Raw genomic sequence first — 24,319 nt, forward strand, 5'->3', positions numbered from 1 at the left:
GCCGTGGGCTGGCACCACCCTGACACGGACGGGTAGAGTGAGAGGCGTCACACAACCCATCGCCCCCATTCCCGGAGGACCCCCATGCGCCGACTTGCCGCCGCTTTCACCCTTGCGCTGCCCCTGGCCCTGGCCGCCTGCTCCCAGCAGGCCGCCCCCACTGCCAGCCCCTCACCGTACGCCGACCGACCCGAGCTGCAGGACTCGGGCAGTCAGGCCATCCTGGCCCGCTACGGCAGCGACCCCGGGCTGACCGCCGCCCTTCAGGAAGCGTACGGCGAGCGGCCCAGCACCCTCGCCTACCCCAGCGTGCCCGCACTGAACACGCAGGACTACGCCAGTGACCGCCTCGCGTACGTCAAGCGCACCGGGTGGGGCACCGTGGGCAACTACAACGCGCAGTACAGCGCGTACGCCGGGACCAGCCTCCCGTACACCGGCCTGGACTGGACCCGCGACGGGTGCAGCGCCCCCGACGGCCTGGGCCTGGGCTACCGCGAGGACTTCCGCCCGGCGTGCAACGTGCACGACTTCGCGTACCGCAACCTCAAGGTGTACCAGCGCACCGACGCCAACCGCCTGACGAGCGACGACGTGTTCTACACGAACATGAAAGCCATCTGCGCCGCCAAGAGCTGGTACGCCCGCCCCGCCTGCTACAGCGCCGCGTACGCCTACTACCAGGGCGTGCGCATCGGCGGCAGCGACAGCTTCTAAAGCGGGGGGCGCAGGACACGGGAGGTGGGGTTGACTGCGCCCCGCCTCCTTCCCGTGTTCAGGCCGGGTTCGTCCAGTACGCCCAAGTGTGCCCGCCCGCGCAGGTCGCGGTGAACTCCGGGCCGCGCTTGCTGACCTTCCCCGGCTGCCCACACGCCGCGCACACCGGCTTGGCGGGCGTGTTCCCACCGCAGTCGCCGCAGTTCAGGTAGTACCCGTACTTCCCGAACTGCACGGTCACGTTCGCGGACGCACACGTGCGGCACGCCACGTCCGGGCGGGGCCGCGCCTGCGCCTGCCGCTCCTGGGAGGTCCGGACGCTGGCCCGCTGTCTGTCCCCATTGCCCACTCCCTACTCCACGCCCTCTTCCGCGCGCCAGATGTCCTGCGGGGTTTCGCGCTGGCGGATGACCGTCCAGGTACCCGCGTCGTGCAGGACCTCGGCGGGGCGGGCGCGGGTGAGGTAGTTGCTGCTCATGGCGGCGCCGTACGCGCCGGCCTCGTGGATGGCGAGGAGGTTGCCGGGCTGCGGGTCGGGCAGGGCGAGGTCGCGCGCGAGGAGGTCGCCGCTCTCGCAGGCGGGGCCGGCGAGGTCCCAGGTGGCGTCCTGTGTGTCTGGGCCGCCCAGGTCCCAGAGGGGCGTGACGGGGTGCTGCGCGCCGTACAGCATGGGGCGCAGGAGTTCGGTCATGCCGGCGTCCACCAGCACGAAGTTCCGCCCGGTGCGTTTGGTGCCCACCACGCGGGTCAGGAGGGTGCCGGCCTGCGCGACGAGGTACCGGCCGGGTTCGACCCAGAGTTGCGCGCCGAAGGTGGCAGCGGCGGCGCGGGCCTCGCGGGCGATGCCGTGCAGGTCGGCGCCCAGACCCCAGCCGCCCCCGGCGTCGAGGACGTCCAGCGGGCCGGTGTGGGCGCGCAACTCGCCGAGGCGGTGGAAGGCGGCGGTGAAGTCGTGCGCGTCGCGGATGGCGCTGCCGATGTGCACGTGCAGGCCCAGGGCCGTGTGCCCGGCGGCGCGCAGGGCGTCCAGCACGCGCGGGGCCTGGTCCAGCGTGACGCCGAACTTGCTGCCGGCGGCGCCGGTGGCGAGGTGGTCGTGGGTGCTGACGTTCAGGGCGGGGTTCACGCGCACGAGTGCGCGGGAGGCAGGCGGGAGCAGGCGGACCTCCTCTTCCCGGTCGAGGATGAAAGTCGCGCCGAGGTGCGCGCCGGTGGCGTACTCGCCGGGGGTCTTGGCGGGGCCGTTCACGAGGATGCGGTCACCTGCCGCGCCCACTCGGGAGGCGCGGGCGAGTTCCCCGGCGCTGACGCATTCGAAACCGACGCCCTGGGCGTGCAGGCGGCGCAGCAGGGTCAGGTTGGGGTTGGCTTTCATGGCGTAGTACACGCGGGCGTCCCCGAACGCGGCGCGGACGCGCGCCAGGGCAGCGTCGAGTTCGGCGGCGTCGTAGACGTACAGGGGCGTGCCGTACGTGTGCGCGGCGGTCTGGAGGACGTCGGCGGGAAGGCTCATGCCGGGGAGTGTACCGGGCGGGGCGGACTTGACGTACAGATGGTGGTCAGCCCAGACTGGTCAGACCACTGACCACTGAGCTGAATCTTCCGGAGGTTCATATGCCTGACCCTGCCCCCATCCCGCTGCGGCCCGCGCTGCACGCCGAGGACACCCTGCTCGCCCGCCTGCTGGACGGCACGTACCCGCCCGGGAGCACCCTGCCCGCCGAACGGGAACTGGCCGTCAGCCTGGGCGTCACGCGCCCCACCCTGCGCGAGGCGCTGCAACGCCTGGGCCGCGACGGCCTGCTGGACATCCGGCAGGGTAAACCCACCCGCGTCCTGCACCCGCACGAGGGCGGGCTGCGCGTCCTGGCGCACCTGTCCCGGCATGGTGAGCTGGGCGGCATGGTGCCGGACCTGCTGGACCTGCGCGCCGCGCTGCTGCCCCACTGGGTCGCGCAGACCGCCGCGCGCGAGCCGCAGCCGCTCCGGGATCACCTCGCCACGCCGCCGGCCGAATCGGACGACGCCGACCTGCCGCGGATCTTCACCACGTTCGACTGGACCTTCCAGACGCTCGCCGCGCACGGCAGCGGGAACGCGCTGGCCCCGCTGCTGCTGGGCGCGTTCGCCGAGGTGTACGCCCGCGCCGGGGCGATCTACTTCGGTGACCCGCACCGCCGCGAGCGCTCCCGCGAGCACTACCGCGCGCTGCACGCCGCGCTCCCCCTGGGCGGGATCGCCGCCGGGCAGGTGGCGCGCAGCACCAGCCTCGACAGCCTGCACCTGTGGGAGGCGCGCCATGTTTGACCTGATCCGCACGGCGATCCCCGTCTTCCTGCTGTCCCTGCTGATCGAGTGGGCCGCTTACCGGTACCTCAGCCACGACCACGACGGGCCGCACGAACACTCCGGGTACGGGACGCGCGACACGATCACCAGCCTGAGCATGGGCGTCGGAAACGTCCTGATCAACTTCTTCTGGAAGGGCGCCGTCGTGACCCTCTACGCCGCGCTGTACAGCGTCACCCCGCTGCGCCTGCCCGAGCATGCGTGGTGGGCGTGGGCCCTGCTGTTCCTCGCGGACGACTACGCCTACTACTGGTACCACCGCGTCAGCCACGAGGTCCGGCTGTTCTGGGCCAGTCACGTCGTGCATCACTCCAGCCAGCACTACAACCTGTCCACCGCGCTGCGGCAGACCTGGGTACCCATGACCGCCCTGCCGTTCTGGCTGCTCCTGCCCCTGCTGGGCTTCGCGCCGTGGATGGTGCTGCTCGCGCAGGCGTGGAACCTCCTGTACCAGTTCTTCGTCCACACCGAACGCGTGCGCCGCCTGCCCGCCCCCATCGAGTACGTGCTGAACACGCCCAGCCACCACCGCGCGCACCACGGCAGCAACGACGTGTACCTCGACCGCAACTACGGCGGCATCCTGATCGTCTGGGACCGCCTGCACCGCACCTTCCAGCCCGAGACGGAACCCGTCCGCTACGGCCTCGTGCACAACATCCACACGCACCGGCCCGTGCAGGTCGCCTTCCACGAATTCGCGGCCCTGTGGCGTGACGTCCGCGCCGCCCGCAGCTGGCGCGACCGCCTGCACTACCTGACCCGCCCGCCCGGCTGGCACCCCGAACGGTAACCCTACCCGCGGCCCCGTCTCAATTGCCGCGCGCGTCACCGCCGGTTCAGGGGCCGGATGGTAAGCTGCGCGGCTGTATGAGTGCCCCCTCCCCTGCCTCCGCGACCGTCCCCGCCCCTGCCGCCGCTGCGGGGGAACGGGTGCTGTGCGCCATGTCCGGCGGCGTGGACAGCAGCGTCACGGCGGCGCTGCTGAAGGACCAGGGGTATCAGGTGGTCGGCGCGATGATGCGCTTCTGGCCCGACGACAAGCGCACCGACACCTTCGACTCGTGCTGCTCGCCCGACGCGGCGTACGAGGCGCGCCGCGTGGCCGAGCAGGTGGGCGTGCCCTTCTACCTGCTGGACTACCGCGAGCAGTTCCAGCGGCACATCGTGGGGCCGTTCATCGACGAGTACAGCAAGGGCCGCACGCCCAACCCCTGCGTGAACTGCAACACCAAGGTGAAGTTCGACGAACTGGTGAAGAAGGCCAAGATGCTGGGCTGCCGCTACGTCGCCACCGGGCACTACGTGAAGCGCGTGGAAAACGCGCAGGGTGAGGTGGAGTTCCACCGGGGCGACGATCCGCGCAAGGACCAGACGTACTTCCTGTGGGGCACGCCGCGTGACGCGCTGCCGTACATCCTCTTCCCCGTTGGGGAACTGGAAAAGCCCCACGTGCGCGAGATCGCGGCGGAACGCGGCCTGCTGACCGCGCAGAAACCCGAGAGTCAGAACATCTGCTTCGTGCCCGGCAAGGTGCAGGACTTCGTCGCCGAGCACATCCCCCAGGCGCAGGGCTTCATCCGCGAGATCAGCACGGGAGAGGTCGTCGGGGAGCACCTGGGCACGCAGTTCTACACGCTGGGCCAGAAGAAGGGTCTGGGCCTGTACCAGTCGCACCGCGTGCGGCACGTCGTGCACCTGGCACCCGACACGAACACCGTCTGGGTGGGCGACTACGACGACTGCCTGTGGACCGGCCTGAAGGCGCAGAGTGCCAACTACCTGATCGACCTGACCGACCTGCCGGGGGAACTGGAGGTGCAGGTCCGCTACCGCACCGCGCCCGTGAAAGCCCGCGTGGTCCGCGCCGACGAGAGCGGCTTCGAACTGGCCTTCGCGGACCCGCAGTTCGCGGTCGCGCCCGGCCAGAGCGCCGTGCTGTACGCCGGGCCGCGCCTGCTGGGCGGCGGCCTGATTGAGGACCACGTCCCCACGCTGCCCGAACCGAAAGCCCCGCCGAAGAAACGCCCGGCGGTCCTGCTGTCCTGATGCTGGCGCACGTGCGCCGAGTCCACGCGGCCCTGATTGACCGAGGGAACCTTACGCCCGGCGCGCTGGCCGACCTGCTGAGTGACCTGCGGCGAGAGGTGCAGGAACTGCCCTTCGGCGCCCCAAACGCTGATGCCCTGCCGCGCGAGACGTACCGCGACCTGCGTGCCCGCATCGCCCGAGCGTGGCCGGAACCCGGCTTCTACGACCCGGCCACCGGACGCGCCCTGGGCCACTGCGACCTTCCCGCCGAGATCGGCGACGCCCTGGACGACCTGACGGACCTCGCCCTTGACCTGGGGACCGCTCTCGCGCTGACTGATACGGACGCGGCCGATGTGCTGGCGTGGCTGCGCCTCTCCCACGACATCCACTGGGGCGATCACGTGCAGGACGTCACGCGGCACCTGCGCTGGCTGGGTTAGACGGACTGCCGTTTGTTGCGCTGACAATCCGGAATTTCACCGCCCCTGCCAGCTCCACGTCCGGAGGGCGCCCTGCTCCCACTCGCATCCGCTCGGATTGAACGGTCTTTGCAGCCCATTCAATCGGAGTCCATGTTAGACCCGCCCGCTCAGCACGGGCACGAGCGTCTCCTCGGCGGTCCAGCCGCCGTGCAGGCCGAGCATGGGGGCGGGGCTGGTGGGGCGGCGGATGGCGTGCCCGGGGTGCGGGACGGCGATCAGGTCGCCCACGCGCGGGCGGAAGCGGGCCCCGGCGTGGGCGGGTGGGCCGAACAGGCCGCCGGTCCAGGCGTCGTCGGCGGTCAGGAGGGTGGCGTGCGGGGCGAGCAGCGCCGCGATCTCGGCGTGGTGCCCGGGCTGGGGGCGCAGGTACGCGGCGCGTTCCTCCCCGGCGACGGGGCCGCGCAGGGCCGTTTTCATGACCTTCTTGGTGATCGCATCCACGTAGCCGTCCGGGGGCTGGGGGCTCTGGCCGTGGTCGGCGGTGAGGACGACCAGCGTGTCCCCGGTCCTGGGTAGCGCGGCGAGGAGGTCCGCGACGATGCGGTCGGTGCGGCGCAGTTCGGCGTGCGCCTCGGGGCTGTCGGGGCCGGAGCCGTGGCAGATCAGGTCGTACTCGGGGAAGTACACCAGCGTGTACGACGCCTGCCCTGGCTGGATGGTCGCGGCGGTCAGCTCTGGCGTTTCCTCGGGCTGAGCGTAGGGGTGGTATTCGGCGCCGTCGCAGGCCCAGCGGGTCAGGACGCTGTGCTGGTACGCGGCGGGCATGACGACGTGCGCGGCCACACCCCGGTCCCGCACCTGGCGGTACAGGGACGGCACGGCGGCCAGGAAGCCCGCGTCCGCCAGGGGGGCGTGGGTGTACACGTCGTACAGGCGGATGAGGTTCACGACCGCCTGCGCCTCGTCCAGCCACACGGTCAGGCCCAGGTAGCCGTGCTCGGCGGGCGCGCGGGCAGTATGCAGGGTGGTCAGGGCGGCCATGGTGGTGCTGGGGAACACGCTGGTGACCGGGCCAGGGGTGGGCGTCAGGGATGCCAGGGTGGGCGCGTCCCCGCGCGTGATGGCGTCCCGCAGCTGACCGGCGCCCAGGGCGTCCACGACGATCAGGACAACGTGCCGCGCGCCGTCCAGCGGCAGCGGATGGCGGTACGGGGCGTGGTGGGTGGGCACCCCAAAGTGCGCGCCCAGGGTCGCGGCGAGGTTCAGGACACTGCCGCCCGCGTAGTCGGGCCGGATCGCGTGCGGGGGCAGGTGCATGGGTGAAGATAGCCGCCGGGGTGTCCGGTCCACCTTGAGGCTTCGTTCAGCGCCGCCCGTGGCGCGGCAGGAACGCCCCGGTGCGCGCCCGGTACGCCGCGTGGTCGGGGTGACGTGCGGCCAGCGCGGCGTCCTCGATCCTGGCCTTGTGCCGCAGCAGTCCCGCGAGCAGGAGGGTCCCCGCAGCGCGCGTCCGCCCACCCCGCGCGACCGTCCAGCCGCCCGCCAGCAGGAGCAGCGCCGTGTAGATCGGGTGCCGCACGTGCCGGTACGGGCCGCGCTGCACGAGGCTGCCGCCCGCGACCGGGGTGGGCAGAGGCGTGAGGTTCCGCCCCAGGGTGCGCCCGCTCCAGACGAGCAGGCCCAGCCCACCTGCACTCAGCACCGAGCCCATCACCTGAACGAGTCGCGGCCGACCTCTCCCCCGCTGGCCACCGGCCAGGATGACGGCCAGCAGCGCGAACTGCGCGGCGACCAGACCCCGGTCGCGGTTTGCGTCCCTTGCCTCAGTACCCATAGCCGGCGGCTCACGCCTCCTAATGATTCCGTCTGTTTCGCCGACAACCCGGAACATCACCGGGTTGCCAGCTCCACGCCCGGAACCCGCCTCGCTCCTTCTCTGCTGGCGCAGCTCTGCGAGTCGCATCCGCTCGGGTGAACAGGTTCTGCGCTCCTGTTCACGGAGTCCTTCCTCAGTACGTGCGGCCGGCGGTGACGCGCCCGTCGGGTTCGCGGCCCTGTTGCAGGTCGATCAGGAAGTCGCGGGTGAGGTGCGCGCCGCGCGCGACGAGGTCGGTGGTGGTGCTGGCGATGTGCGGCGTGAGGATCACGTTCGGCTGCTCCCAGAGCGGGTGCCCCTCGGGGAGGGGTTCGGGGTCGGTGACGTCGAGGACCGCGCCGCCCAGTTGCCCGCCCTCCAGCGCGGTCAGGAGGTCGTCGGTGACGACGAGGTTCCCCCGGCCGACGTTCACGAGCCACGCGCCGCGTTTCAGGCCGCGCAGGGTGGCGGCGTTCACGATGCCGCGCGTGTCCGGGGTGCTGGGCAGCAGCAGGACGACCCAGTCCGCCTGCGCGAGCAGCTCGTCGCGTTCGCCTTCGGGGGTGGTGCTGCGGATGCCGTGCACGTGCGCGCCGTGGGGGGCCAGGAGTTCTTTGAGGTGCCGGCCGATGTGCCCGTGGCCCCACAGGACGACGTGTGCGCCGTCCAGGGTGGTCAGGGCGGAGTCGCCGGGCCGGGCGGGGGCGTCCCAGTGGTGTCGGCGCTGCGCGTCCCGGAAGCGGTGCAGGCCGCGCGCGGCGGCGAGCATGCCGCTCAGGGCGTGCACGGCGACGGCGCGGTCGTGCAGGCGGCTGGCGTTGAACAGCGCGGCGCCGGGTGGGAGGTGCGCCTGCACGTGTTCGATCCCGGCGGTCAGGGTGAGCACCCACTTCACGCCGGGCGTGGCGAGCAGCGCGGTGCGGGTGGCGGCGTCGGTCAGCCACAGGACGACGCCGTCGGCCTCGCCGTCGGGTACGTGGCCGCGCCGGTAGTGGTCGAAGGTCACGCCGGGCACGCCGCGCTCGTCGTGCTGGCTGAGGGCGCGGAACTCGGGCAGGTCGGGCAGCAGGACGCGCATGGGTCTATTCTGACCCGCCGGGCGCGTGCGCGGCCAGCCAGTCGGGGCGGGTGAGTTCCATGTGCACGTCGGTGCGGCCCTCGCGTTCGGTGCGGTGCACCTCGCGGAAGCCGCAGGCCAGGAAGGCCCGCTGGGCGCGGCGGTTGTGCCCGAAGGTGGTCAGGCGGATGCGGTTCAGGGTGGGGTCGCGGCGCGTGAACGCCCACTGCAAAAGGGCCTGCACGGCCTCGCGCCCGTAGCCCTGCCCCCACAGGCTGGGCACGCCGATCATGACGCCCAGCGTGGCGGTCGTGGGGGTGAGGGGCGGGGAGGGCCGCAGGTCGTACAGTTCGGCGCTGCCGATCAGGGTGCCGCGCTCGTCCAGCACGCCGAATCCGTGGCGTTCGCCGGTGCGTTCCTCGTCCTGCATGATGCGGCGGAACAGGAAGCCGGGCAGGCGGATGGGTTTGGCGTCGTTCCAGTCGGCCAGTTCCCGGTCGCGGAAGAAGCCGTGCAGGACGCGCCACTCGTGCGGCGTGAAGTCCAGCATGGGCTTGAGGGTCACCCGGGGCGTGAGGGGATCGGTCATGCCGCCTCAGCCCGCCAGGGTGCCCAGCGCGCGGGTCACGTCCCGGGTGAGGCGCTCGAGGTGGAAGGCGTCCCCCTCGGCCCGCTCGACCTGCCGCGTGCCGGGGTTCACGACGAGCAGGGCCAGCACCTCGCCGTCCGCGTGGCGGACGTTCACGCCGGGATGCCCGCCAAGCGCGGCGCGGTCGGATTCGGGCAGCAGCGTCCAGGCAGGGTCGGCCGGGGTCAGGCCAAGGTGCGCGACGGGCAGCCGGTGCCCGCGCAGCTGCCCCTCCAGCCAGTCCAGCGCGGCGGGCACGCCGCCGATCAGTCCCTGTTCGATGTGCGGGCGCGGCCGGTTGTACTGGACAGGGCGGCCGTCGCGGCGGCGCAGCTCACCCCCGGCGGCGCGCAGCAGGGCGTGCCCGGCGGCGATGTCCCACTCGCTGCGGGGCGACATGGTGAAGGTCGCGTCGACCTGACCGGCCGCGATCCGCGCGAGCTTCAGGGCGATGCTCCCGCTGGGTTTCATGCCGGGGAGTGCGGTGCCGCGCAGTTCCCGTCCGTGCTCGGTGTCGGACACGGCAATGCGCCAGTCCGGCCCGACATGCGGCACGGGGGCAGGCTGGCCGTTCAGGGTGACGCCCTGCCCCACCACGCCGCTGAACAGTTCGTCCGTCTCCGGGGCGTACACGACGCCCAGCACCGGCTCGCCGTCCACCGCGAGACCGATGCTCACGCAGTAGTCCGGCAGGCCCGTCGAGTACTCCTTCGTGCCGTCGATGGGATCCACGATCCACACCCGCGCGGCACTCAGGCGGTCCTGGCTGTCCTCCTCCTCCTCGGACAGCAGGCCGTCCAGGGGGAAAACCTGGGCCAACCGGGTCGTGATCAGGGTGGACGCCTCGCGGTCGGCGACGGTCACGGGGTCGTCGGCACTCGTCTTGTGTTCCACGGTGAACCCGGCGCGCAGGTGCGAGAGCAGCAGCGCCCCGGCCTCGCGCGCCAGCGCCGACGCGACCGAGAGTTCATGCGAGAAGGTGGGAGCGGTCATGCCCCCGAGCATAGCCCGCGCCTCCGCACCTCAGCCCGGTCCGAGCAGCGCGGCCGAGGGGCACAGGTCGGCCAGCACGCAGGCGTCGCAGCGCGGGTGGCGGCTGAGGCACACCTCGCGCCCGTGCCGGACCCCCGCGACGTGCAGGCGCAGGCGGTCCGGGGTGGTGCGGGGCACGACCGCGTCGTACCAGCGTTCCACCCGCGCGCCCGTCCAGGCGTCCGGCACCCACTCCAGCCGCCGCGCCAGCCGGTCCAGGTTGCCCTCGACCGGCATGGCGGGCCGGTGCAGGTCGAACAGGAGCATGAGTGCGGCGGTGTGGCGGCCCACGCCGGGCAGGGCCTCCAGGGCCGCGCGGGCGTCCTCGTCGGTCAGGCCGGACAGGTGCGCCAGGGTCAGGGGGCCGTCCTCGTCCGGCCCGGCCAGGGCGCTCAGGATGCCGTGCACGCTGGCGGCCTTGCTGCGGTGCAGGCCGCCCCCCGCGCCGCGCAGGGTGTCCTCGATGCCGTCGGGGCCGTCGAGAAGCGCGGCCTCCCACGCCGGGTAGGCTGCGCGCAGCGCGCGGTACTGCCGGTCGGCGGCGGCGCGGGTATTCTGCTGGCCCAGGATGGTGCGGATCAGGCTGTCCAGGAGTTCGGGCGGGCGGGTGCGCGGGAAGGGCAACTCTCCGTCCGGCAGGTACTGCCCGGTCAGGCGGCGCGTCACCTCCGGCAGGGTGGCGGGCGCCGTGAACGTGGGGGCGGGGCGGGGCATCCCGGCAGGCTAGCGGGCGGGGCGGGCAGCAACCGTGCCGGGGCGCGCGATCCTGGCCCTGGCGTCTGCGCGCCGCGCGGGTCAGTACGGCAGGCCGGCCAGCCGCAGCAGTTCGGCGCGGACGCGCGCGGCGTCGTTGGGGCGCTCGGCGCGCTCGGCGCGGGTCATGCTCAGGTGCAGCGGCGCCAGCGGGTCCAGGGTATGCGGGTAGGGCTCGTCCGGGTCCGGCAGCGCGCCGTGAATGCCCCACCCCAGCAGAATGCCCACGCCGTACAGGTCGCTCTCGGGGCCGAGCGGTTCACCGCGCGCGGCTTCCGGACTCTGGAAGGCGGCGGTGCCCATGCGCAGCGGCGCGTCGAAGGTCTCGAAGGCGGGGCCGGACAGGTCGAAATCCACCAGTTTGGCGCTGCCGTCCTCCTCCACCAGGATGTTCTCGGGCTTGATATCGCGGTGCACCAGCCCCCGCTCGTGCAGGTAGCCCAGGGCGTCCAGGAGGTGCACCAGGGTGAGCAGGAAGGCGCGGCGCTCGGCGTACACGGCGGGCCGCTGGGCGTAGCGGCGGAACAGCACCTCGCCGCGCGCCAGGGTGCTGATCAGGGCCGGCTGCTCATCCACGACGGCGCGGTCCATCACGCGCACCAGCCGGGGGTGGTGCAGGTCGTGCGCGTGGTCGAATTCACGGTCGGCGTACCCGCTCAGGTGCGCGGGGAAGATCTTGACGGCGCAGGGCTGACCGTCGCGCGCCACGGCGAAATACACGAGGCTGTGAGAGCCGCGTCCGACCGGACGCACCAGTCGGACACCGTTGCCCACCACCTGTCCCGCAAGAGGCATCCCCCACACCGTACCCTACCGGTCCGCAGGGCGGATAGGGCCGCGCGCCCCCGAAGGCCGGATGCCCGCGCCCCGGCGCTCTGCCGGAGCGGGGTCGTGCACCATGCGGGGCCAGCCCCCGCCCGGACGGGCGCCGCCATCCGGTATTCTGCGCGGTGCATGACCACCCCTGAGTCCGCCCCCGCCCCGTCCAAGCCCCCGCAGACCGCGCTGCAGAAACTGTGGAAGGAAATCCTGGAGCCCATCGTGTTCGCGGTGGTGATCACGCAGTTCGTGGCGACCCTGGTGGGCGTGGACGGCGTGAGCATGATGCCGAACCTCCGCAACGGGGAGCGCGTGTTCGTGCCGAAGTACGAGACGTGGCTGCACAAGGCGGGCGTGGGGGAATTCAAGCGCGGCGACATCCTGATCTTCAAGCCGCCCCGCGAGGCCAGCGCGAAGATCGAGAACCTGAACAAGAGCGCGTTCGGGCTGTGGTCGTACCGGCCGTTCCTGATCAAGCGTCTGATCGGTCTGCCCGGCGACCGGGTCAGCATCCGGGCGGGCGAGGTGACCGTGAACGGTCAGCAGCTCGATTCCAGCTGGACGACCGCGTTCTGGCAGGCGCAGGGCTGCTGGGACACCCAGAGCGAGGTGGCGAACAACGTCACGTCCGCCAGCATCGCGGGGCAGACCGTGAACGTCGTGCCGGACCGTCAGGAGTTCACGGTGCCCGAGGGGCAGTACTTCGTGATGGGGGACAACCGCACCGCGACCGGCAGTGAGGACTCGCGCATCATGGGCGCCATCGCGCGCCGGGACGTGGCGGGGCGCGCGGCGGCGGTCGTGTGGCCGATCATGCGCAAGACCAACGCGAAGTACGACTGCAACGGCTACGGCCAGCCGGAATTCAGCGGGCCCAACGAGCTGAACTGGCGGGTCCTGACCCGCCCGGCGGGCTTCGGGCAGCTGAAGTAACGCCCGCAGCAGCGCGCCGGATCGGGACTGACCCGGTCCGGCGCGCTTCACTGTGAGGGGGCGTCTGCGCAGGCCCGGGCCTCTACTCGTCCTCGTCGTGCCCCAGCGGCGTGATCTCGATCTCCTCGCTCGTCACGCGGTAGGGGCCCTCCTTGGCGACGTAGTCGGCGGCCATGCGCAGGGTTTCCTCGACCCAGCCGTAGTCGTTGCTGAGGGTCGCCACGCCGATGACCTCCCAGTCGTGGGCGTCGAGACCGTCGAGCCGCGCGACGGTCAGGGGAAAGCGGGCCTTGAGGCGCTCGACGACCGGGCGCACCAGGGCGCGTTTCTCCTTCAGGCTGGCGACCCAGGGCATCTCGACGCGGATGGTCAGGACGCCCACGTACCCGAGGGCCACGGTCAGATCATGCCGGCCAGGAAACCCTGTCGGCGGATGGCGCGCACGAGATCCATGACGGTCAGCTGCGAGGGGTCGTAGTGGACTTCAAGCTGGCCGTCGTCAGGGGTGGCCTTCACGACGCCGGGAATGGCCCTCAGGGCCTCGGCGACGGTGGTTCCGGCGTCGCGGTTCATGCCGCGCACGCCCAGCAGCACGCGGGTGGCGGTGTTGGTCATGCCCGACATTATGCGCCCTGGGCGGGCGGGGTGCGCCGCTCATCGTCCGACGGCTGCCCGTCCAGCCGCTCGCCGGGCGCCGTCTGCGCGCGGGTGCCCAGGTGCGTCACGGCGTACGCGCCGGTCAGGACGGCGCCCTCGGCGGTCGCGGCGGCGCGCAGGGTGGGCGGGACCGGGTAGTGGATCTCGTACACGGCGGTGTCGTAGGCGCTCTTCACGGTGGCGTGCAGCAGCCCCTCGGCAGTCCCGGCCGGCGCGTCCGGGTGGACGCTCAGGGTGCGCACGAGCACGATGGGGCGGTCCCCCTGCCACACCGACTGGGCGAACACGAAGCCGTGCAGGACGCCGCTGTCCTCGGCCACGAAGGAGTGCTCGCTGCGTTCGTAGAACTTCAGGGCGGGCAGGCTGGTGTGCAGCCGCCCGGCCCGTTCCCGCTCGGCCAGGGTGTCGAAGGCGGGGGCCAGCGCGCGCTGCACGTCTAGGTCGAGGGCCTGCAGGGCGGCGTAGTCGTGATCGGTGAAGGTGCGGTAGCGCATGCGCTGAGCGTAGCCCAGCCCCCGCGCGGGGGCCAGGGTCAATCGGGTCGGGGCCGCCTCAGGCGGGGGCCAGGACGGCCTGCACCTCTGCCCAGCGCGGCATGGCGTCCTGCGCGCCGGGGCGGGTGCAGGCCAGGGCGCCCGCGACCCCGGCGGCCCGCAGCGCGGCCGGCAGCGGGTCCCCGGCGGCCAGCCGGGCGGCGAGCACGCCGCAGAAGGTGTCGCCCGCGCCGGTGGTGTCGGTGGCCTGCACCGGGTGCGCCGCGAGGCGGTGGGTGCCTTGGGCGGTGACGGTCAGGCTGCCCTGCGCGCCCAGCGTGACGGTCACCGCCTGCGGGCCGCGCGCCAGGATGGAGGCCGCCTGCCGCTCCAGGGTGCCGCCGTCCGGCCGCAGGGCGGTCAGTTCGTGCTCGTTCACGATCAGGTGCGTGACCTGCCCCAGCAGGTCGGCCGGCAGGTCGCGGGTGGGGGCGGCGTTCAGCAGCACCGGGACGCCGGCGGCGCGGGCCTGCCGGGCGGCGTGCAGGGTCACCTCGGGTGGGAGTTCCTGTTGCAGCAGCAGGTGGCTCACGCCGCCCAGGTCTTCTGGCAGGTGCGCGGGGGTCAGGTGGGCGTTCGCGCCACTGGCGACCGTGATGGCGTTCTCCCCCTGCGCGGAGACCGTGATGAGCGCCAGACCGGTGGGGGCGTCCAGGGTGAGCAGGCCGCCTAGGTTCACGCCCGCGCCCTGAAGGCCGCGCAGGGCCACGTCCCGGAAGGTGTCCTGCCCGACCGCGCCGATCAGCGCCACGGGCGCGCCGGCCAGCGCGGCGGCGACCGCCTGGTTGGCGCCCTTGCCGCCGGGCGAGGTGACGGCGTCGCCGCCCAGGACGGTCTCTCCGGGGGCGGGAATGCGGGCGGTCCGGACGGTGAGGTCCGCGTTGACGCTGCCGACGACGAGGACGGTCATCGGTCTATTGTGAGGCCTGCGCGTCCTCCACGGCGGCCGTCTCCTGCGGGTAGCGCCGCTGCCACAGCGCCCAGCCCTCGTCCGGGAAGGCGCGCCTGGCCTCGGGAGCGAACAGCGCCGCGCCCTGGTGTTCCAGGTCGGGGTGGGGGGTGGGGACCACCTGGGTGTCCTGCATGGCGGGGTGGTCGGTCCACCTGATCAGGCGGCCCGAGCCGCCCCAGGGGTCGTCGGTGGCCCACACGATCCGCCCGACGCCCAGCAGGGCGCTGGCGCCGCCGCACATCAGGCAGGGTTCGAGGCTGGTGTACAGGGTCAGGGTGTGCGGGTCGTCCAGCTTGCCCGCCTGGAAGAACAGGTCCATCTCGGCGTGGGCGACGCTGGCGTCCCCGACGTGCTGCGGGGTCTGGGGTTCCCCGACGCGGTTGCGGCCCCGCGCGATGATCTGGCCCGCGTGGTTCACGAGGACGGCCCCGACGGGGGAGCTGCCGGCGGCCTGGCCCTCCCGGGCGAGTTCGAGGGCCTCGCGCAGGTAGGGGGCGTGGTCGAGGTCGGGGAGGCGTGGGGCGGGCCGGTCGTCACTCATGGGGTTCAGGGTGGGGGCGGGGCGCCGGGTCTGGGTGCGGGGTGAGTGAGGGGGCCTTCATGCCCCGCCGCGCGGTGTTGTTCCCCGGGCGGGCACAGTCTCACCTGTCTGCCTGCCCGGGGGCGTGCTGGACGGCCTTCCGGTCCCGGTCGCCGGCGGTCGGCCCACCGGGGGGTCCCCGCACACACCCTTGAAGCGCGCGCCACAATGTTTATACTGAGTTTAATTTCAGACCTGGCCCAACAGGCCACCGATCGGCCGAGATCACCTGCCCCGCCCACCGGCGGCGCGGACGCCGGGAGCCGCCCCCAGGGCCCCCCCTATCCCCACCCCGAGGAGTGACATGACGCAACCTCCCCTCCCCCAGCCCTGGCTCGCCCACTACGAAGCCGGCGTGCCCCGCTCCTTCCGCCCCAGCGGCCTGACCCTGCCTGCCCTGCTGGAACGCACCGCCCGCAAGTACCCGGACCGCACCGCCCTGAGCTTCGTCGGGGCCCACACCAGCTACCGCGACCTGTGGCAGCAGGTGCAGCGCTTCGCCTCCGGCCTGCAGAAGATGGGCGTGCAGCCCGGCGACCGCGTGTCCATCATGCTGCCCAACACCCCGCAGTTCGTGGTGGCCTTCTACGGCACCCTGCTGGCGGGCGCGGTGGCCGTGAACACCAGCCCCATGTACACCCCCAGCGAACTGGAGCACCAGCTCCAGGACAGCGGCAGCGAGACGCTGGTCATCCTCGACACCTTCTACCCCCGCTACGCCGAGATCCAGGGCCGCGTGAACGTGAAACGTGTCCTCGTGACCGGCGTGCAGGATGCCCTGAGCTTCCCGAAGAACCTGCTGTACCCCGTGAAAGCCAGACGTGAAGGCACCTGGGTGCCCGTGCCCTACGGCGAGCGGGTACTGTCCATGCGCAAGGTCATCGACTCCCAGACGCCCACCCCGCAGCCCGTGACGGCCAGCCCCGACGACGTGGCGCTGCTGCAGTACACCGGCGGCACCACCGGGGTGCCCAAGGGCGCCATGCTCACGCACGGCAACCTCGTTGCCAACTGCGAGCAGGCCAGCTCCTGGATGACCGACCTGCGCGAGGGCCAGGAGGTCACGCTGGCCGCCATTCCGTTCTTCCACGTGTACGGCATGACGGTCGCCATGAACCTCAGCCTGCTGAACGGCGCGACCATCGTCCTGATTCCCAACCCGCGCGACCTGAACATGATCCTGCGGGCCGTGCAGCAGAGCCGTGCGACCCTCTTCCCGGCCGTGCCCACGCTGTACAACGCGATCAACAATCACCCCGACACGCCCAAATTCGACCTGACCAGCATCCGCGCCTGCATCAGCGGCAGCGCGCCCCTGCTGCTCGAGACCGCCCGGAAGTTCCGTGAGATCACGAACGGCGCCAACCTCGTCGAGGGCTACGGCCTGACCGAGGCCAGCCCCATCACGCACGTCAACCCCATCTACGGCGAGCAGCAGGACGGCAGCATCGGCCTGCCCATGCCCGGCGTGGACGCCGTCGTGGCCGGAGACGACGGTCAGATCGTCGCGCCGGGTGAGGTAGGCGAGCTGTGGGTGGCCGGGCCGCAGATCATGAAAGGCTACTGGCAGAAACCCGAGGAGACCGCCAAGACCCTGGTGGACGCCCACGGCCGCACCTGGCTCATGACCGGGGACATGGCCACCATGGACGAGCGCGGCTACTTCCGGATCGTGGACCGCAAGAAGGACCTGATCATCGCGGGCGGCTACAACATCTACCCGCGCGAGGTCGAGGAGGCCCTGATGAGCCACCCGGCCGTGCTGGAAGCCGCCGCTGTCGGCGTGCCCGACACCTACCGCGGCGAGAGTGTGCACGCGGTCGTCGCGCTGAAGCCCGGCGCGACCGCCACGGACGCCGAGATCATCGCGCACTGCCGTGAACTCCTGAGCCCGTACAAGGTGCCCCGCAGTGTGGAATTCCGCGCGGAACTGCCCAAGACGGCCGCCATGAAGATCCTGCGCCGTCAGCTGGCCCAGGAAGCCCGCGACGCGCGGGCCGCCCGCAGCGCCTGAGCAGGGCATCCACGAGGAGTAGTTCAGACAGAGGGGCGGCCCCGTTCAGGCCGCCCCTTCCCCCTGGTGCCGCGCAGCCCTCTTCAGGCGTTCGCCAGGGGCGCGTACGCGGTCGCGCCGCCGTCCAGGGCACTGGCCGGGCGTCCGGCCTGGATGGCGGCGGCGCCCGCCAGGGCGATCATGGCGCCGTTGTCGGTGTTCAGGCCCCTGCCGGGGAACACGACGTGCAGGCCGGTGGCGGCGAACGCGTCGCGCAGGGCGCGGTTGGCGGCCACCCCGCCGGACACGACGACCGTGCGGCGCCCGGTGGACTGCGCGGCGCGGACGGTGGTGTTCACGAGAGTCTGCACGGCGGCCCGCTGGAAGCTCGCCGCGAGGTTCTCCGGGGTGGCGCCCGCGCGGTGGGCGAGGAGCGCCGCCGTCTTCAGGCCGCTGAAGCTGAAGTCGAAGCCGCTCTGGCCCTTCAGGGGTTCCTTGAACGGCACGGCGTTCGGGTCGCCGCGCGTGGCGGCCTCGCTGATGGCCGGGCCGCCGGGGTAGCCCAGCCCGGCGAGGCGGGCGACCTTGTCGAAGGCCTCACCCGCCGCGTCGTCGCGGGTCGCGCCGACCAGCACGTACTCGCCATCGCGCGGTACGTCGAACAGGTGGGTGTGTCCGCCGCTGACGACCAGCGCCAGGAACGGGGCGCGCAGCTCGGCCTCGCTGGCCGCCGCGAAGATGTGGCCCTCCAGGTGGTGCGCCGCGTGGAAGGGCACGTTCAGCGCCTGCGCGAGGCCCTTGCCGTACATCAGGCCCACCAGCAGCGCGCCCACCAGTCCAGGCCCGGAGGTCGCCGCGACCGCGCCGATGTCGGTGACGCTCAGGCCCGCCTCGTGCAGGGCGCCTTCCATGATCTGGTCGATGCGCTCGACGTGCTCGCGGCTGGCGAGTTCCGGCATGACGCCCCCGTACTGCGCGTGCACCGCCTGCGACCACACCCGGTTCGCCAGGACCGTCACGCGGCCGTCCGGCGTGAGCTCCACGATCCCGACGCCCGTGTCGTCGCAGGACGTGTCGATTCCCAGGATGCGCAGCGGACGGGGGCGATCAGTCATCGCCGGGGAGTGTAGCAGGGGGCAGGCGGGGCAAATGGACGCTGGAGGCAGAATGGTGGGCGGGTGAACGGGCAGGGCCGGTCAGCGCTGCTGGTCGCGCACGGCCGCGAGGGTCTCCTCGAACTCGTCGAGGAACTCGTCTTCGAGCAGGCGGTCGCGGATCAGGGCGTCCTGCTCGGTGGTGGCCTGCTCGCGGGTCCAGCGCAGCCGCGCCTGCCGCGCGCCGCTCACGTTGCCCTTCCCGGCGATGAAACGCGCGGCGTGCCGCACGGCCTGCACCGGGTCCTCGGTGGGCGCGGTGACGGACAGGTTGCGCAGCCCGCCCTGGTCGTTCACCAGCGAGCAGGTCACCTCGATGCGCGGGCCGCGCCGGGCCAGGAACACCTGATCCACGCGCCACATGCTGGTCGCGCGGATGGGCTCCGGGGCGCGCTGGGGGGCTCGGCGGCGGGCCACGTCAGCACCCCGGCCCGGCGGGCGGCGTCCACTCGCGCAGCGCCTCCTGGCCCAGCAGGACGCGCCCGGCCCCCTCGGCCAGGGCCTCAAGTTCCAGCTCGCCGGGAATCACGAACACCGGGGCGATCCACGCGACGCGCCGCTCGATCCGGTCCACGAGTTCGTCCCAGCGGGCGATGCCGCCGGTCAGGACGATGGCGTCCGGGCGGGCGCTGAGCGCGCCGGTCTGCTCGCCGATGGCCTTGGCGGCCTGATGCACGAACGCGGCGGCGACGATGCTGACGTCCGGGTCGCCCAGGCTGCGGCCCTCCAGTTCACGCAGGTTCGCGCTACCGGTCAGGGCCAGGAAGCCGCTCTCGGCAGCGAGGTGATGCAGGGTCTGCTCGCCCAGCTGCGCGTGCAGGCGCAGCAGGTCCCGCGCGGGGACCGGGCCGCTCTGGCGCGCGCCCATCGGGCCGCCGTTGGCGCCGCTGCCCGTGGTGTCGATGGCGCGTCCGGCCTCGAAGGCGGTCACGCTGGTCGTGGCGCCCAGGTGCGCGACGACCACGCGGGCGTCCTGGAAGCGTTTGCCGACCTCGTACGCGGCGCGGCGGGCGACCGCTCGGGCGTTCAGCGCGTGGAATTCCGCGCGGCGGTTCACGCCCCGCAGGCCGGTGGGGCGCGCCTCGGGCAGCAGTTCGTCCGCGCTCTGCGGGTCCACGATGAAGGCGGGCACGCCGCGCGCCTTCGCCACGGCCAGGGCCAGCGGGCCGCCCAGGTTCGGGGGGTCCTGCCCGGCGTCGCAGGCCAGCGCGAAGGCGGCGAGTTCCTCAGTGACGCGGTACGTGCCGGTCGTGACCCGCCCGATGAATCCGCCGCGCCCCACCACGGCGTCCGGCGCGGGCCAGTCTGCGGTCAGGGCCAGCACCTGCCGGGTGAGGTCGGGCAGGTCCCCGGCGGTGGGGGGGGCGTCCAGCGACAGTTCGGCGCGCGTCAGGCTCAGGCGCAGCTGTCCCGGCAGGGCGGGGTTCTCGCTGGGCTCGATCTGGGCGCAGGCGAGTTTCACGCCGCTGGTTCCGGGATTGATCACGTGGGCGATCACAACGCCGCAGCGTACCAGATCAGGCGGTGATCAGACCGGGACAGGCTGCCCGCCTCACCGGCACAGGCAGAAGGGACGGGCGGGAGCGCCCCGTTCCCGGAGGCTCCCGCCTGTCCCTGCGTCAGGCCAGCTGCCTGCAGGTCAGCTGGGTTCGATCAGGCCGTAGTGGCCGTCCTTGCGGCGGTACACGACCCCGCAGGCGTTCGTGCGCATGTTCATGAACACGTAGAAGTCGTGCCCCAGCGCCTCCATCTGCGCCACGGCGTCTTCGGGGCTCATGGGGCGCAGGTCGAAGCGTTTCTGCCGCACGATCTCGGGCGCGAACTCGGTCACGTCGTCCATCCCGGCGTTCACGTCGGCCTCGGCGGGGCCGGGCTCGGGCTGGGGTGTGGCATCGTGGCGGTGCTTGAGGTAGCGGGTCTTGAATTTGCGCAGCTGGCGTTCCAGGACGTCGCTGGCCTTGTCGATCGCGGCGTACATGTCCGAGTGGTGTTCCTCGGCGCGGATGATGCCGCTGGGGACATTGAGCTGCACCTCGACGCGGTTGCGGCGCCCGGCGTCGCGCACGTCACGGACGGTCAGGGTCACGCGTGCATCGGTGATCTGGTCATTGAAACGATCCAGGCGCGTGAGTTTCTCCTCGACGTAATCGCGCATGGCATCGGTGATTTCAACGTTACGGCCAGACAGCTTGTAGATGTGCACGGCTTTCACCTCTTCCTTTTCCCGGAGGAGTGGGTCGGGCTCCGGTGATTCACTGTAGTCGCAAGGTCATGAGACTGTCATGCGAGCAGTTCACAGCGTCCCCCTCTTGTTTCGCGGTATGCTCCGGGGTAGAGCGCTCCCCCCATTTGCATGAAGGTGGCGGGGGCTGACCGGCGTGAGCCGCGCGCGCTAGCATGGGAGCGTGAAGGTAGACCGGCAGGAACAGGACGACGCGCGGCGCGAACGCATCGCCCGCGCCGCCTTCGAGCTGTTCGCCCGCAGCGGCCTGGACGCGATCAGCGCGCAGGACATTGCGCAGGCCGCGTTTGTCAGCCGCACGAACCTGTACCGCTATTTCCCCAGCAAGGTGCACATGCTCCTGGCGCACTTCGAGAAGGCCGTGCAGGCCAGCCGTGACGACGCGCTGGAACGCCTGCGCGCCGGCGCGAACCCGCAGCAGGTGTGGGACAAGGTCACGGCCCGCATGGCCGACCTGGGCGTGCGCTACCGGCATCTGGTGGGCGCGGTGGGGCAGGCGGTGCTGGGTGCCCCGCCCGAGGCCGAGCGGGTGGGCGCCCCCGACCGCGCCCCGGGCGACGGCCTGCGCACCGCGCTGACGCTGGCGGCGCTGGTGCAGCCGGTGCTGCTGGCCATGCAGGCCCAGGGTCGCCTGCGCCCCGAGGCGAACGTGCAGATGCTGAGCGTGCTGCTCGTGGACGCGTTCATCCTGGCGCTGCTGCACGGCGGGCACCGCGACCAGCGCGAGGTGCTGCGCGACTGGCAGGACCGCTTCAGCCTGCTGATGTACGGCGCGCTGGCCCCGGAGAGCACGGCCAGGGGCGAACTGAAAGACTGACCCCGGCACGGACGACGGGCCGCCCGGATCACCAGGGCGGCCCGTTGCCGTTCGGGTTACAGCGCTTCCGTGAAGGCCGCGCCCGTGCTGGCGCGCACCTCGTCCAGGGTGGCGCCGGGCATCAGTTCGGTCAGGGTGAGCGTCCCGTCCCGGAACTCGAAGACGGCCCGGTCGGTGATGATCATGCTCACCGCGCCGCGCGAGGTCAGCGGCAGCGTGCACTCGGGGACGACCTTGGGCGTGCCGTCCGGGTCGGTGTGGGTCATCAGGACGATCAGTCGCCGCGCGCCGCTGGCGAGGTCCATGGCGCCGCCCACACCCAGCAGCGGCTTGCCGGGCACCGCCCAGTTCGCGAGGTTCGCCTGCGAATCCACCTGCAACCCGCCCATGACCGCCACGTCCACGTGCCCGCCGCGGATCATGCCGAAACTGTCGGCGCTGTCGAAGTAGCTCGCGCCGGGCAGGGCCGTGACCGGAATCTTCCCGGCGTTCACCGGGTAGTCCAGCGCGCCGCCCTGCTCGGGGGCGGGGCCGACGCCCAGCATGCCGTTCTCGGTGTGCAGGTTCACGCCGTGCTCCGGGGTGATCAGATCGGCGACCAGCGTGGGAATCCCGATGCCGAGGTTCACCACGTCCCCTCGCCGCAGCTCTTGCAGCGCGCGGCGGGCCATGTGCATGCGGGCCTCGTCCACCTTCTTGGCGCTGCCCTTCACGTCGGCGCTGCTGCCGAGTGCCTCGGCGGTCAGGGTCGCCTGTACGAGGTAATCCACGTACAGGCCCGGCGTGTGCACCCCCTCGGGCGGGATGGTCCCCACCGGGACGATCTCCTCGACCTCGGCAACCACGAGGTCGGCGGCGGTCGCCATGGCGCGGTTGAAGTTCTGCTCGGTCAGGCGGTACTGGAGGTTCCCCGCCTCATCGGCCCGCCACGCGCGCACGAACGCGACGTCGCCGCGCAGGGCGGGCACGAAGACCATCTCCCGGCCATTCAGGACGCGCACGTCCGCGTCCCCGGCGATGACGGTCCCGGCGGCGGTGGGCGTATAGAACCCGCCGATGCCGGCGCCCCCGGCCCGCAGCGCCTCGGCCAGACTCCCCTGCGGGATGAGCTGCACCTCCAGGCGGCCCTCCTGCGCGGCCGCCACCGCCTCACGGTTGCTCGTGAAGAACGACCCGATGGCCTTTCTCAGCTGCCCGTTCCGGAGAAGCCGCCCACCACTCAGGCCCGCCTCGCCCACGTTGTTCGCCACGTACGTCAGGTCGCGCACGTCCGTCTCGGCCAGCGCGTGCACGAGGTGCACCGGGTTCCCGGTCATGCCGAAGCCGCCCACCAGCAGCGTCTGCCCGGACTTCACGAGGGCCGCCGCCTCCAGCGCAGTGATGACCGGCACGTGCTTCAGACCCGTCGGGGGTGCCGTCGCGGTCATGCGCCGACCCGCTCGATGATCGCGGCCTCGCCCTGCCCGACCCCCACGCACAGTGTCGCCAGCCCGTAGCGGCCCTCACGGCGGGCCAGTTCGTGCGTCAGCGCCACGACCAGGCGGGCGCCGCTCATGCCCAGCGGGTGGCCCAGGGCGATGGCGCCGCCGTTCACGTTTACCCGGTCCTCGGGCAATTCCAGTTCGCGGATGCAGGCCAGGGCCTGCGCGGCGAAGGCCTCGTTCAGCTCGATCAGGTCCAGGTCCTGCACGCTCAGGCCGGTGCGGTCCAGCACCTTGCGGGTGGCGGGGATGGGGCCCAGGCCCATCACGCGGGCCTCCACGCCGGCCGCCGCCGCGCCCACCCAGCGGGCCAGTGGCGTGACGCCCAGTTCGCGGGCCTTCGCGGCGCTCATCAGGACCAGCGCGGCCGCGCCGTCGTTCAGGCCGCTGGCGTTCCCGGCGGTCACGCTGCCGCCCCCCGGAAGGCAGGTTTCAGGCCCGCCAGGGTGGCCTCGTCGGTGGCGAGGGTGAACCCCCCCTCGGTGCGGGTCACGCGGGGGTGCTCGTCGGTGTCGAACACGGTGACGCCCTTGCGGCCCCTGACCTGCACGGGCACGATCTCGTCCCGGAAGCGGCCGACGTTCAGGGCGTCCAGGGTCTTGCGCTGACTGTCCAGCGCGAAGGCGTCCTGATCCTCGCGGGTGATCTCGCCGCCGGCATACGCGCCCTCGCGGGAGCGCCCCACGATGTTCTCGGCGGTCTCCCCCATCGCCTCCAGCGGGAACAGGGCCTCCATGGCGGGGTTCGGGAAGCGCCAGCCCAGCGTGGTGTCGTACGCGGTGACGTTCCCGTTCGCGAAGGCCTGCGCGCCCTTGGGCATCACGAGAGGCGCGCGGGTCATGCTCTCCACGCCGCCCGCCACGTACACGTCCCCGTCGCCGTTGCGGATCGCGCGGGCCGCCGTGTTGATGGCCGACAGGCCAGAGGCGCACAGGCGGTTCACGGTCAGGCCCGCCACGGAGTCCGGCAGGCCCGCGAGCAGGGCGGCCATGCGGGCCACGTTGCGGTTGTCCTCGCCCGCCTGATTCGCGCAGCCCAGGATCACCTCCTCGATCTGATCGGCGGGCACACCGCTGCGCGCGACCGCCTCACGGATGGCGTGCGCGGCGAGGTCGTCGGGGCGGACGGTGGACAGCGCGCCACGGATCGCGCCGATGGGCGTGCGGACGGCCGCGACGATCACCACGTCACGGTCGTGCAGGTCTTGAACTCTCAGGGCTGGGGTCACGGTCGGAAACCTCCGGGAATGCAGGCGGGAGGGCCTCCGGTCAGACTTCAGGGAGGCCCGGGGTGAGTGCAGTTGACGGCTGC

General features: G+C 72.3%; 27 protein-coding genes and 1 pseudogene. 8 read left to right on the top strand and 20 right to left on the bottom strand.

Annotated elements, in window-relative coordinates; genetic code table 11:
• Nucleotides 1–84 precede the first annotated feature (84 nt).
• A complete protein-coding gene (locus tag AUC44_RS10975; RefSeq protein ID WP_062158659.1) occupies nucleotides 85–717 on the top strand; it encodes a phospholipase A2 in 633 nt (210 codons plus the stop codon).
• A 58-nt stretch (nucleotides 718–775) separates the two neighbouring features.
• Here AUC44_RS10975 and AUC44_RS10980 read toward each other — a convergent pair whose 3' ends face one another.
• Together AUC44_RS10980 and lysA are read right to left on the bottom strand one after the other, a co-directional pair.
• Nucleotides 776–1,066, bottom strand: coding sequence for a hypothetical protein (locus AUC44_RS10980; protein WP_062158660.1), 291 nt, complete (start codon nucleotides 1,064–1,066; stop codon nucleotides 776–778).
• 3 nt (nucleotides 1,067–1,069) lie between these two features.
• Nucleotides 1,070–2,230, bottom strand: a complete 1,161-nt coding sequence (lysA, locus tag AUC44_RS10985) for a diaminopimelate decarboxylase (RefSeq protein WP_062158661.1) — start codon at nucleotides 2,228–2,230, stop codon at nucleotides 1,070–1,072.
• Between the two features lie 101 nt (nucleotides 2,231–2,331).
• Between lysA and AUC44_RS10990 the strand changes: the two genes are divergently transcribed.
• The 4 genes from AUC44_RS10990 (at nucleotide 2,332) to AUC44_RS11005 (ending at nucleotide 5,540) form a co-directional block, all read left to right on the top strand.
• Nucleotides 2,332–3,024: a GntR family transcriptional regulator gene (locus AUC44_RS10990; protein ID WP_062158662.1), complete on the top strand. Its 693-nt coding sequence runs from the start codon at nucleotides 2,332–2,334 to the stop codon at nucleotides 3,022–3,024.
• On the top strand, nucleotides 3,017–3,859 hold the full coding sequence (locus AUC44_RS10995) for a sterol desaturase family protein (protein ID WP_062158663.1): 843 nt from the start codon (nucleotides 3,017–3,019) through the stop codon (nucleotides 3,857–3,859). Before AUC44_RS10990 ends, AUC44_RS10995 begins: the two co-directional genes overlap by 8 nt.
• A 77-nt stretch (nucleotides 3,860–3,936) precedes the next feature.
• Nucleotides 3,937–5,115: a tRNA 2-thiouridine(34) synthase MnmA gene (gene mnmA, locus AUC44_RS11000; RefSeq protein ID WP_062158664.1), complete on the top strand. Its 1,179-nt coding sequence runs from the start codon at nucleotides 3,937–3,939 to the stop codon at nucleotides 5,113–5,115.
• 11 nt (nucleotides 5,116–5,126) lie between these two features.
• Complete coding sequence (locus AUC44_RS11005) at nucleotides 5,127–5,540, top strand: DUF5063 domain-containing protein (protein ID WP_197408534.1); 414 nt, start codon at nucleotides 5,127–5,129, stop codon at nucleotides 5,538–5,540.
• Between the two features lie 135 nt (nucleotides 5,541–5,675).
• Here the strand turns inward: AUC44_RS11005 and AUC44_RS11010 are convergent, their stop codons facing one another.
• From AUC44_RS11010 to AUC44_RS11040, 7 genes are all read right to left on the bottom strand, one after another.
• Entirely contained in the window at nucleotides 5,676–6,839 is a 1,164-nt protein-coding gene (locus AUC44_RS11010; protein ID WP_062158666.1) for an alkaline phosphatase family protein, read from the bottom strand.
• Between the two features lie 46 nt (nucleotides 6,840–6,885).
• Nucleotides 6,886–7,356, bottom strand: a complete 471-nt coding sequence (locus tag AUC44_RS16220; protein ID WP_197408535.1) for a methyltransferase family protein — start codon at nucleotides 7,354–7,356, stop codon at nucleotides 6,886–6,888.
• A 175-nt stretch (nucleotides 7,357–7,531) separates the two neighbouring features.
• On the bottom strand, nucleotides 7,532–8,455 hold the full coding sequence (locus AUC44_RS11020) for an NAD(P)-dependent oxidoreductase (RefSeq protein WP_062158668.1): 924 nt from the start codon (nucleotides 8,453–8,455) through the stop codon (nucleotides 7,532–7,534).
• Between the two features lie 4 nt (nucleotides 8,456–8,459).
• On the bottom strand, nucleotides 8,460–9,023 hold the full coding sequence (locus tag AUC44_RS11025) for a GNAT family N-acetyltransferase (RefSeq protein ID WP_062158669.1): 564 nt from the start codon (nucleotides 9,021–9,023) through the stop codon (nucleotides 8,460–8,462).
• 6 nt (nucleotides 9,024–9,029) lie between these two features.
• A complete protein-coding gene (locus AUC44_RS11030) occupies nucleotides 9,030–10,055 on the bottom strand; it encodes a 3'(2'),5'-bisphosphate nucleotidase CysQ (protein WP_157445321.1) in 1,026 nt (341 codons plus the stop codon).
• A 30-nt stretch (nucleotides 10,056–10,085) separates the two neighbouring features.
• Nucleotides 10,086–10,808: an endonuclease III domain-containing protein gene (locus AUC44_RS11035; RefSeq protein ID WP_062158671.1), complete on the bottom strand. Its 723-nt coding sequence runs from the start codon at nucleotides 10,806–10,808 to the stop codon at nucleotides 10,086–10,088.
• Nucleotides 10,809–10,889: 81 nt separating this feature from the next.
• Nucleotides 10,890–11,642: a serine/threonine-protein kinase gene (locus AUC44_RS11040; RefSeq protein ID WP_062158672.1), complete on the bottom strand. Its 753-nt coding sequence runs from the start codon at nucleotides 11,640–11,642 to the stop codon at nucleotides 10,890–10,892.
• A gap of 159 nt (nucleotides 11,643–11,801) precedes the next feature.
• On the opposite strand from AUC44_RS11040, the gene lepB reads away from it, so the two are divergent.
• Nucleotides 11,802–12,599, top strand: coding sequence for a signal peptidase I (lepB, locus tag AUC44_RS11045; RefSeq protein WP_062158673.1), 798 nt, complete (start codon nucleotides 11,802–11,804; stop codon nucleotides 12,597–12,599).
• Nucleotides 12,600–12,681: 82 nt separating this feature from the next.
• Here the strand turns inward: lepB and AUC44_RS11050 are convergent, their stop codons facing one another.
• From AUC44_RS11050 to AUC44_RS11070, 5 genes are read right to left on the bottom strand one after another with little or no spacing between them, the layout of a single operon-like run.
• A complete protein-coding gene (locus AUC44_RS11050; protein ID WP_062158674.1) occupies nucleotides 12,682–12,996 on the bottom strand; it encodes a DUF503 domain-containing protein in 315 nt (104 codons plus the stop codon).
• Nucleotides 12,997–12,998: 2 nt separating this feature from the next.
• Entirely contained in the window at nucleotides 12,999–13,223 is a 225-nt protein-coding gene (locus AUC44_RS11055) for a heavy-metal-associated domain-containing protein (RefSeq protein WP_062158675.1), read from the bottom strand.
• Nucleotides 13,223–13,750 carry a DUF1999 domain-containing protein gene (locus AUC44_RS11060; protein WP_062158676.1) on the bottom strand — a complete coding sequence of 176 codons (528 nt, stop codon included), beginning with the start codon at nucleotides 13,748–13,750 and terminating at the stop codon, nucleotides 13,223–13,225. Before AUC44_RS11060 ends, AUC44_RS11055 begins: the two co-directional genes overlap by 1 nt.
• A 58-nt stretch (nucleotides 13,751–13,808) precedes the next feature.
• Nucleotides 13,809–14,699, bottom strand: coding sequence for a ribokinase (locus tag AUC44_RS11065; RefSeq protein ID WP_062158677.1), 891 nt, complete (start codon nucleotides 14,697–14,699; stop codon nucleotides 13,809–13,811).
• A 4-nt stretch (nucleotides 14,700–14,703) separates the two neighbouring features.
• Complete coding sequence (locus AUC44_RS11070; protein WP_062158678.1) at nucleotides 14,704–15,282, bottom strand: nucleoside deaminase; 579 nt, start codon at nucleotides 15,280–15,282, stop codon at nucleotides 14,704–14,706.
• A gap of 343 nt (nucleotides 15,283–15,625) precedes the next feature.
• On the opposite strand from AUC44_RS11070, the gene AUC44_RS11075 reads away from it, so the two are divergent.
• Entirely contained in the window at nucleotides 15,626–17,335 is a 1,710-nt protein-coding gene (locus AUC44_RS11075; RefSeq protein ID WP_062158679.1) for a long-chain-fatty-acid--CoA ligase, read from the top strand.
• A gap of 83 nt (nucleotides 17,336–17,418) precedes the next feature.
• Here the strand turns inward: AUC44_RS11075 and tsaD are convergent, their stop codons facing one another.
• The 4 genes from tsaD to hpf form a co-directional block, all read right to left on the bottom strand.
• Nucleotides 17,419–18,429, bottom strand: a complete 1,011-nt coding sequence (gene tsaD / locus AUC44_RS11080) for a tRNA (adenosine(37)-N6)-threonylcarbamoyltransferase complex transferase subunit TsaD (protein WP_062158680.1) — start codon at nucleotides 18,427–18,429, stop codon at nucleotides 17,419–17,421.
• An 81-nt stretch (nucleotides 18,430–18,510) separates the two neighbouring features.
• Nucleotides 18,511–18,831 (bottom strand): hypothetical protein, encoded by a 321-nt coding sequence (locus AUC44_RS11085; RefSeq protein ID WP_110832430.1) that lies wholly within the window; start codon nucleotides 18,829–18,831, stop codon nucleotides 18,511–18,513.
• Between the two features lie 55 nt (nucleotides 18,832–18,886).
• Nucleotides 18,887–19,966 (bottom strand): butyrate kinase, encoded by a 1,080-nt coding sequence (locus tag AUC44_RS11090; RefSeq protein ID WP_062158682.1) that lies wholly within the window; start codon nucleotides 19,964–19,966, stop codon nucleotides 18,887–18,889.
• Nucleotides 19,967–20,107: 141 nt separating this feature from the next.
• Nucleotides 20,108–20,671 carry a ribosome hibernation-promoting factor, HPF/YfiA family gene (gene hpf, locus AUC44_RS11095; protein WP_062159806.1) on the bottom strand — a complete coding sequence of 188 codons (564 nt, stop codon included), beginning with the start codon at nucleotides 20,669–20,671 and terminating at the stop codon, nucleotides 20,108–20,110.
• Between the two features lie 202 nt (nucleotides 20,672–20,873).
• Between hpf and AUC44_RS11100 the strand changes: the two genes are divergently transcribed.
• Nucleotides 20,874–21,527, top strand: a complete 654-nt coding sequence (locus tag AUC44_RS11100) for a TetR/AcrR family transcriptional regulator (protein WP_062158683.1) — start codon at nucleotides 20,874–20,876, stop codon at nucleotides 21,525–21,527.
• Between the two features lie 56 nt (nucleotides 21,528–21,583).
• On the opposite strand, the gene AUC44_RS16225 is transcribed toward AUC44_RS11100, so the two are convergent.
• Together AUC44_RS16225 and AUC44_RS11110 are read right to left on the bottom strand one after the other, a co-directional pair.
• A complete protein-coding gene (locus AUC44_RS16225) occupies nucleotides 21,584–22,954 on the bottom strand; it encodes a 3-oxoacid CoA-transferase (protein ID WP_417926346.1) in 1,371 nt (456 codons plus the stop codon).
• A pseudogene (locus AUC44_RS11110) lies at nucleotides 22,951–24,194 on the bottom strand (thiolase family protein). Before AUC44_RS11110 ends, AUC44_RS16225 begins: the two are co-directional and overlap by 4 nt.
• Nucleotides 24,195–24,319: the final 125 nt, after the last annotated feature.

The sequence above is a fragment of the Deinococcus actinosclerus genome, from assembly GCF_001507665.1.
GTDB lineage: Bacteria > Deinococcota > Deinococci > Deinococcales > Deinococcaceae > Deinococcus > Deinococcus actinosclerus.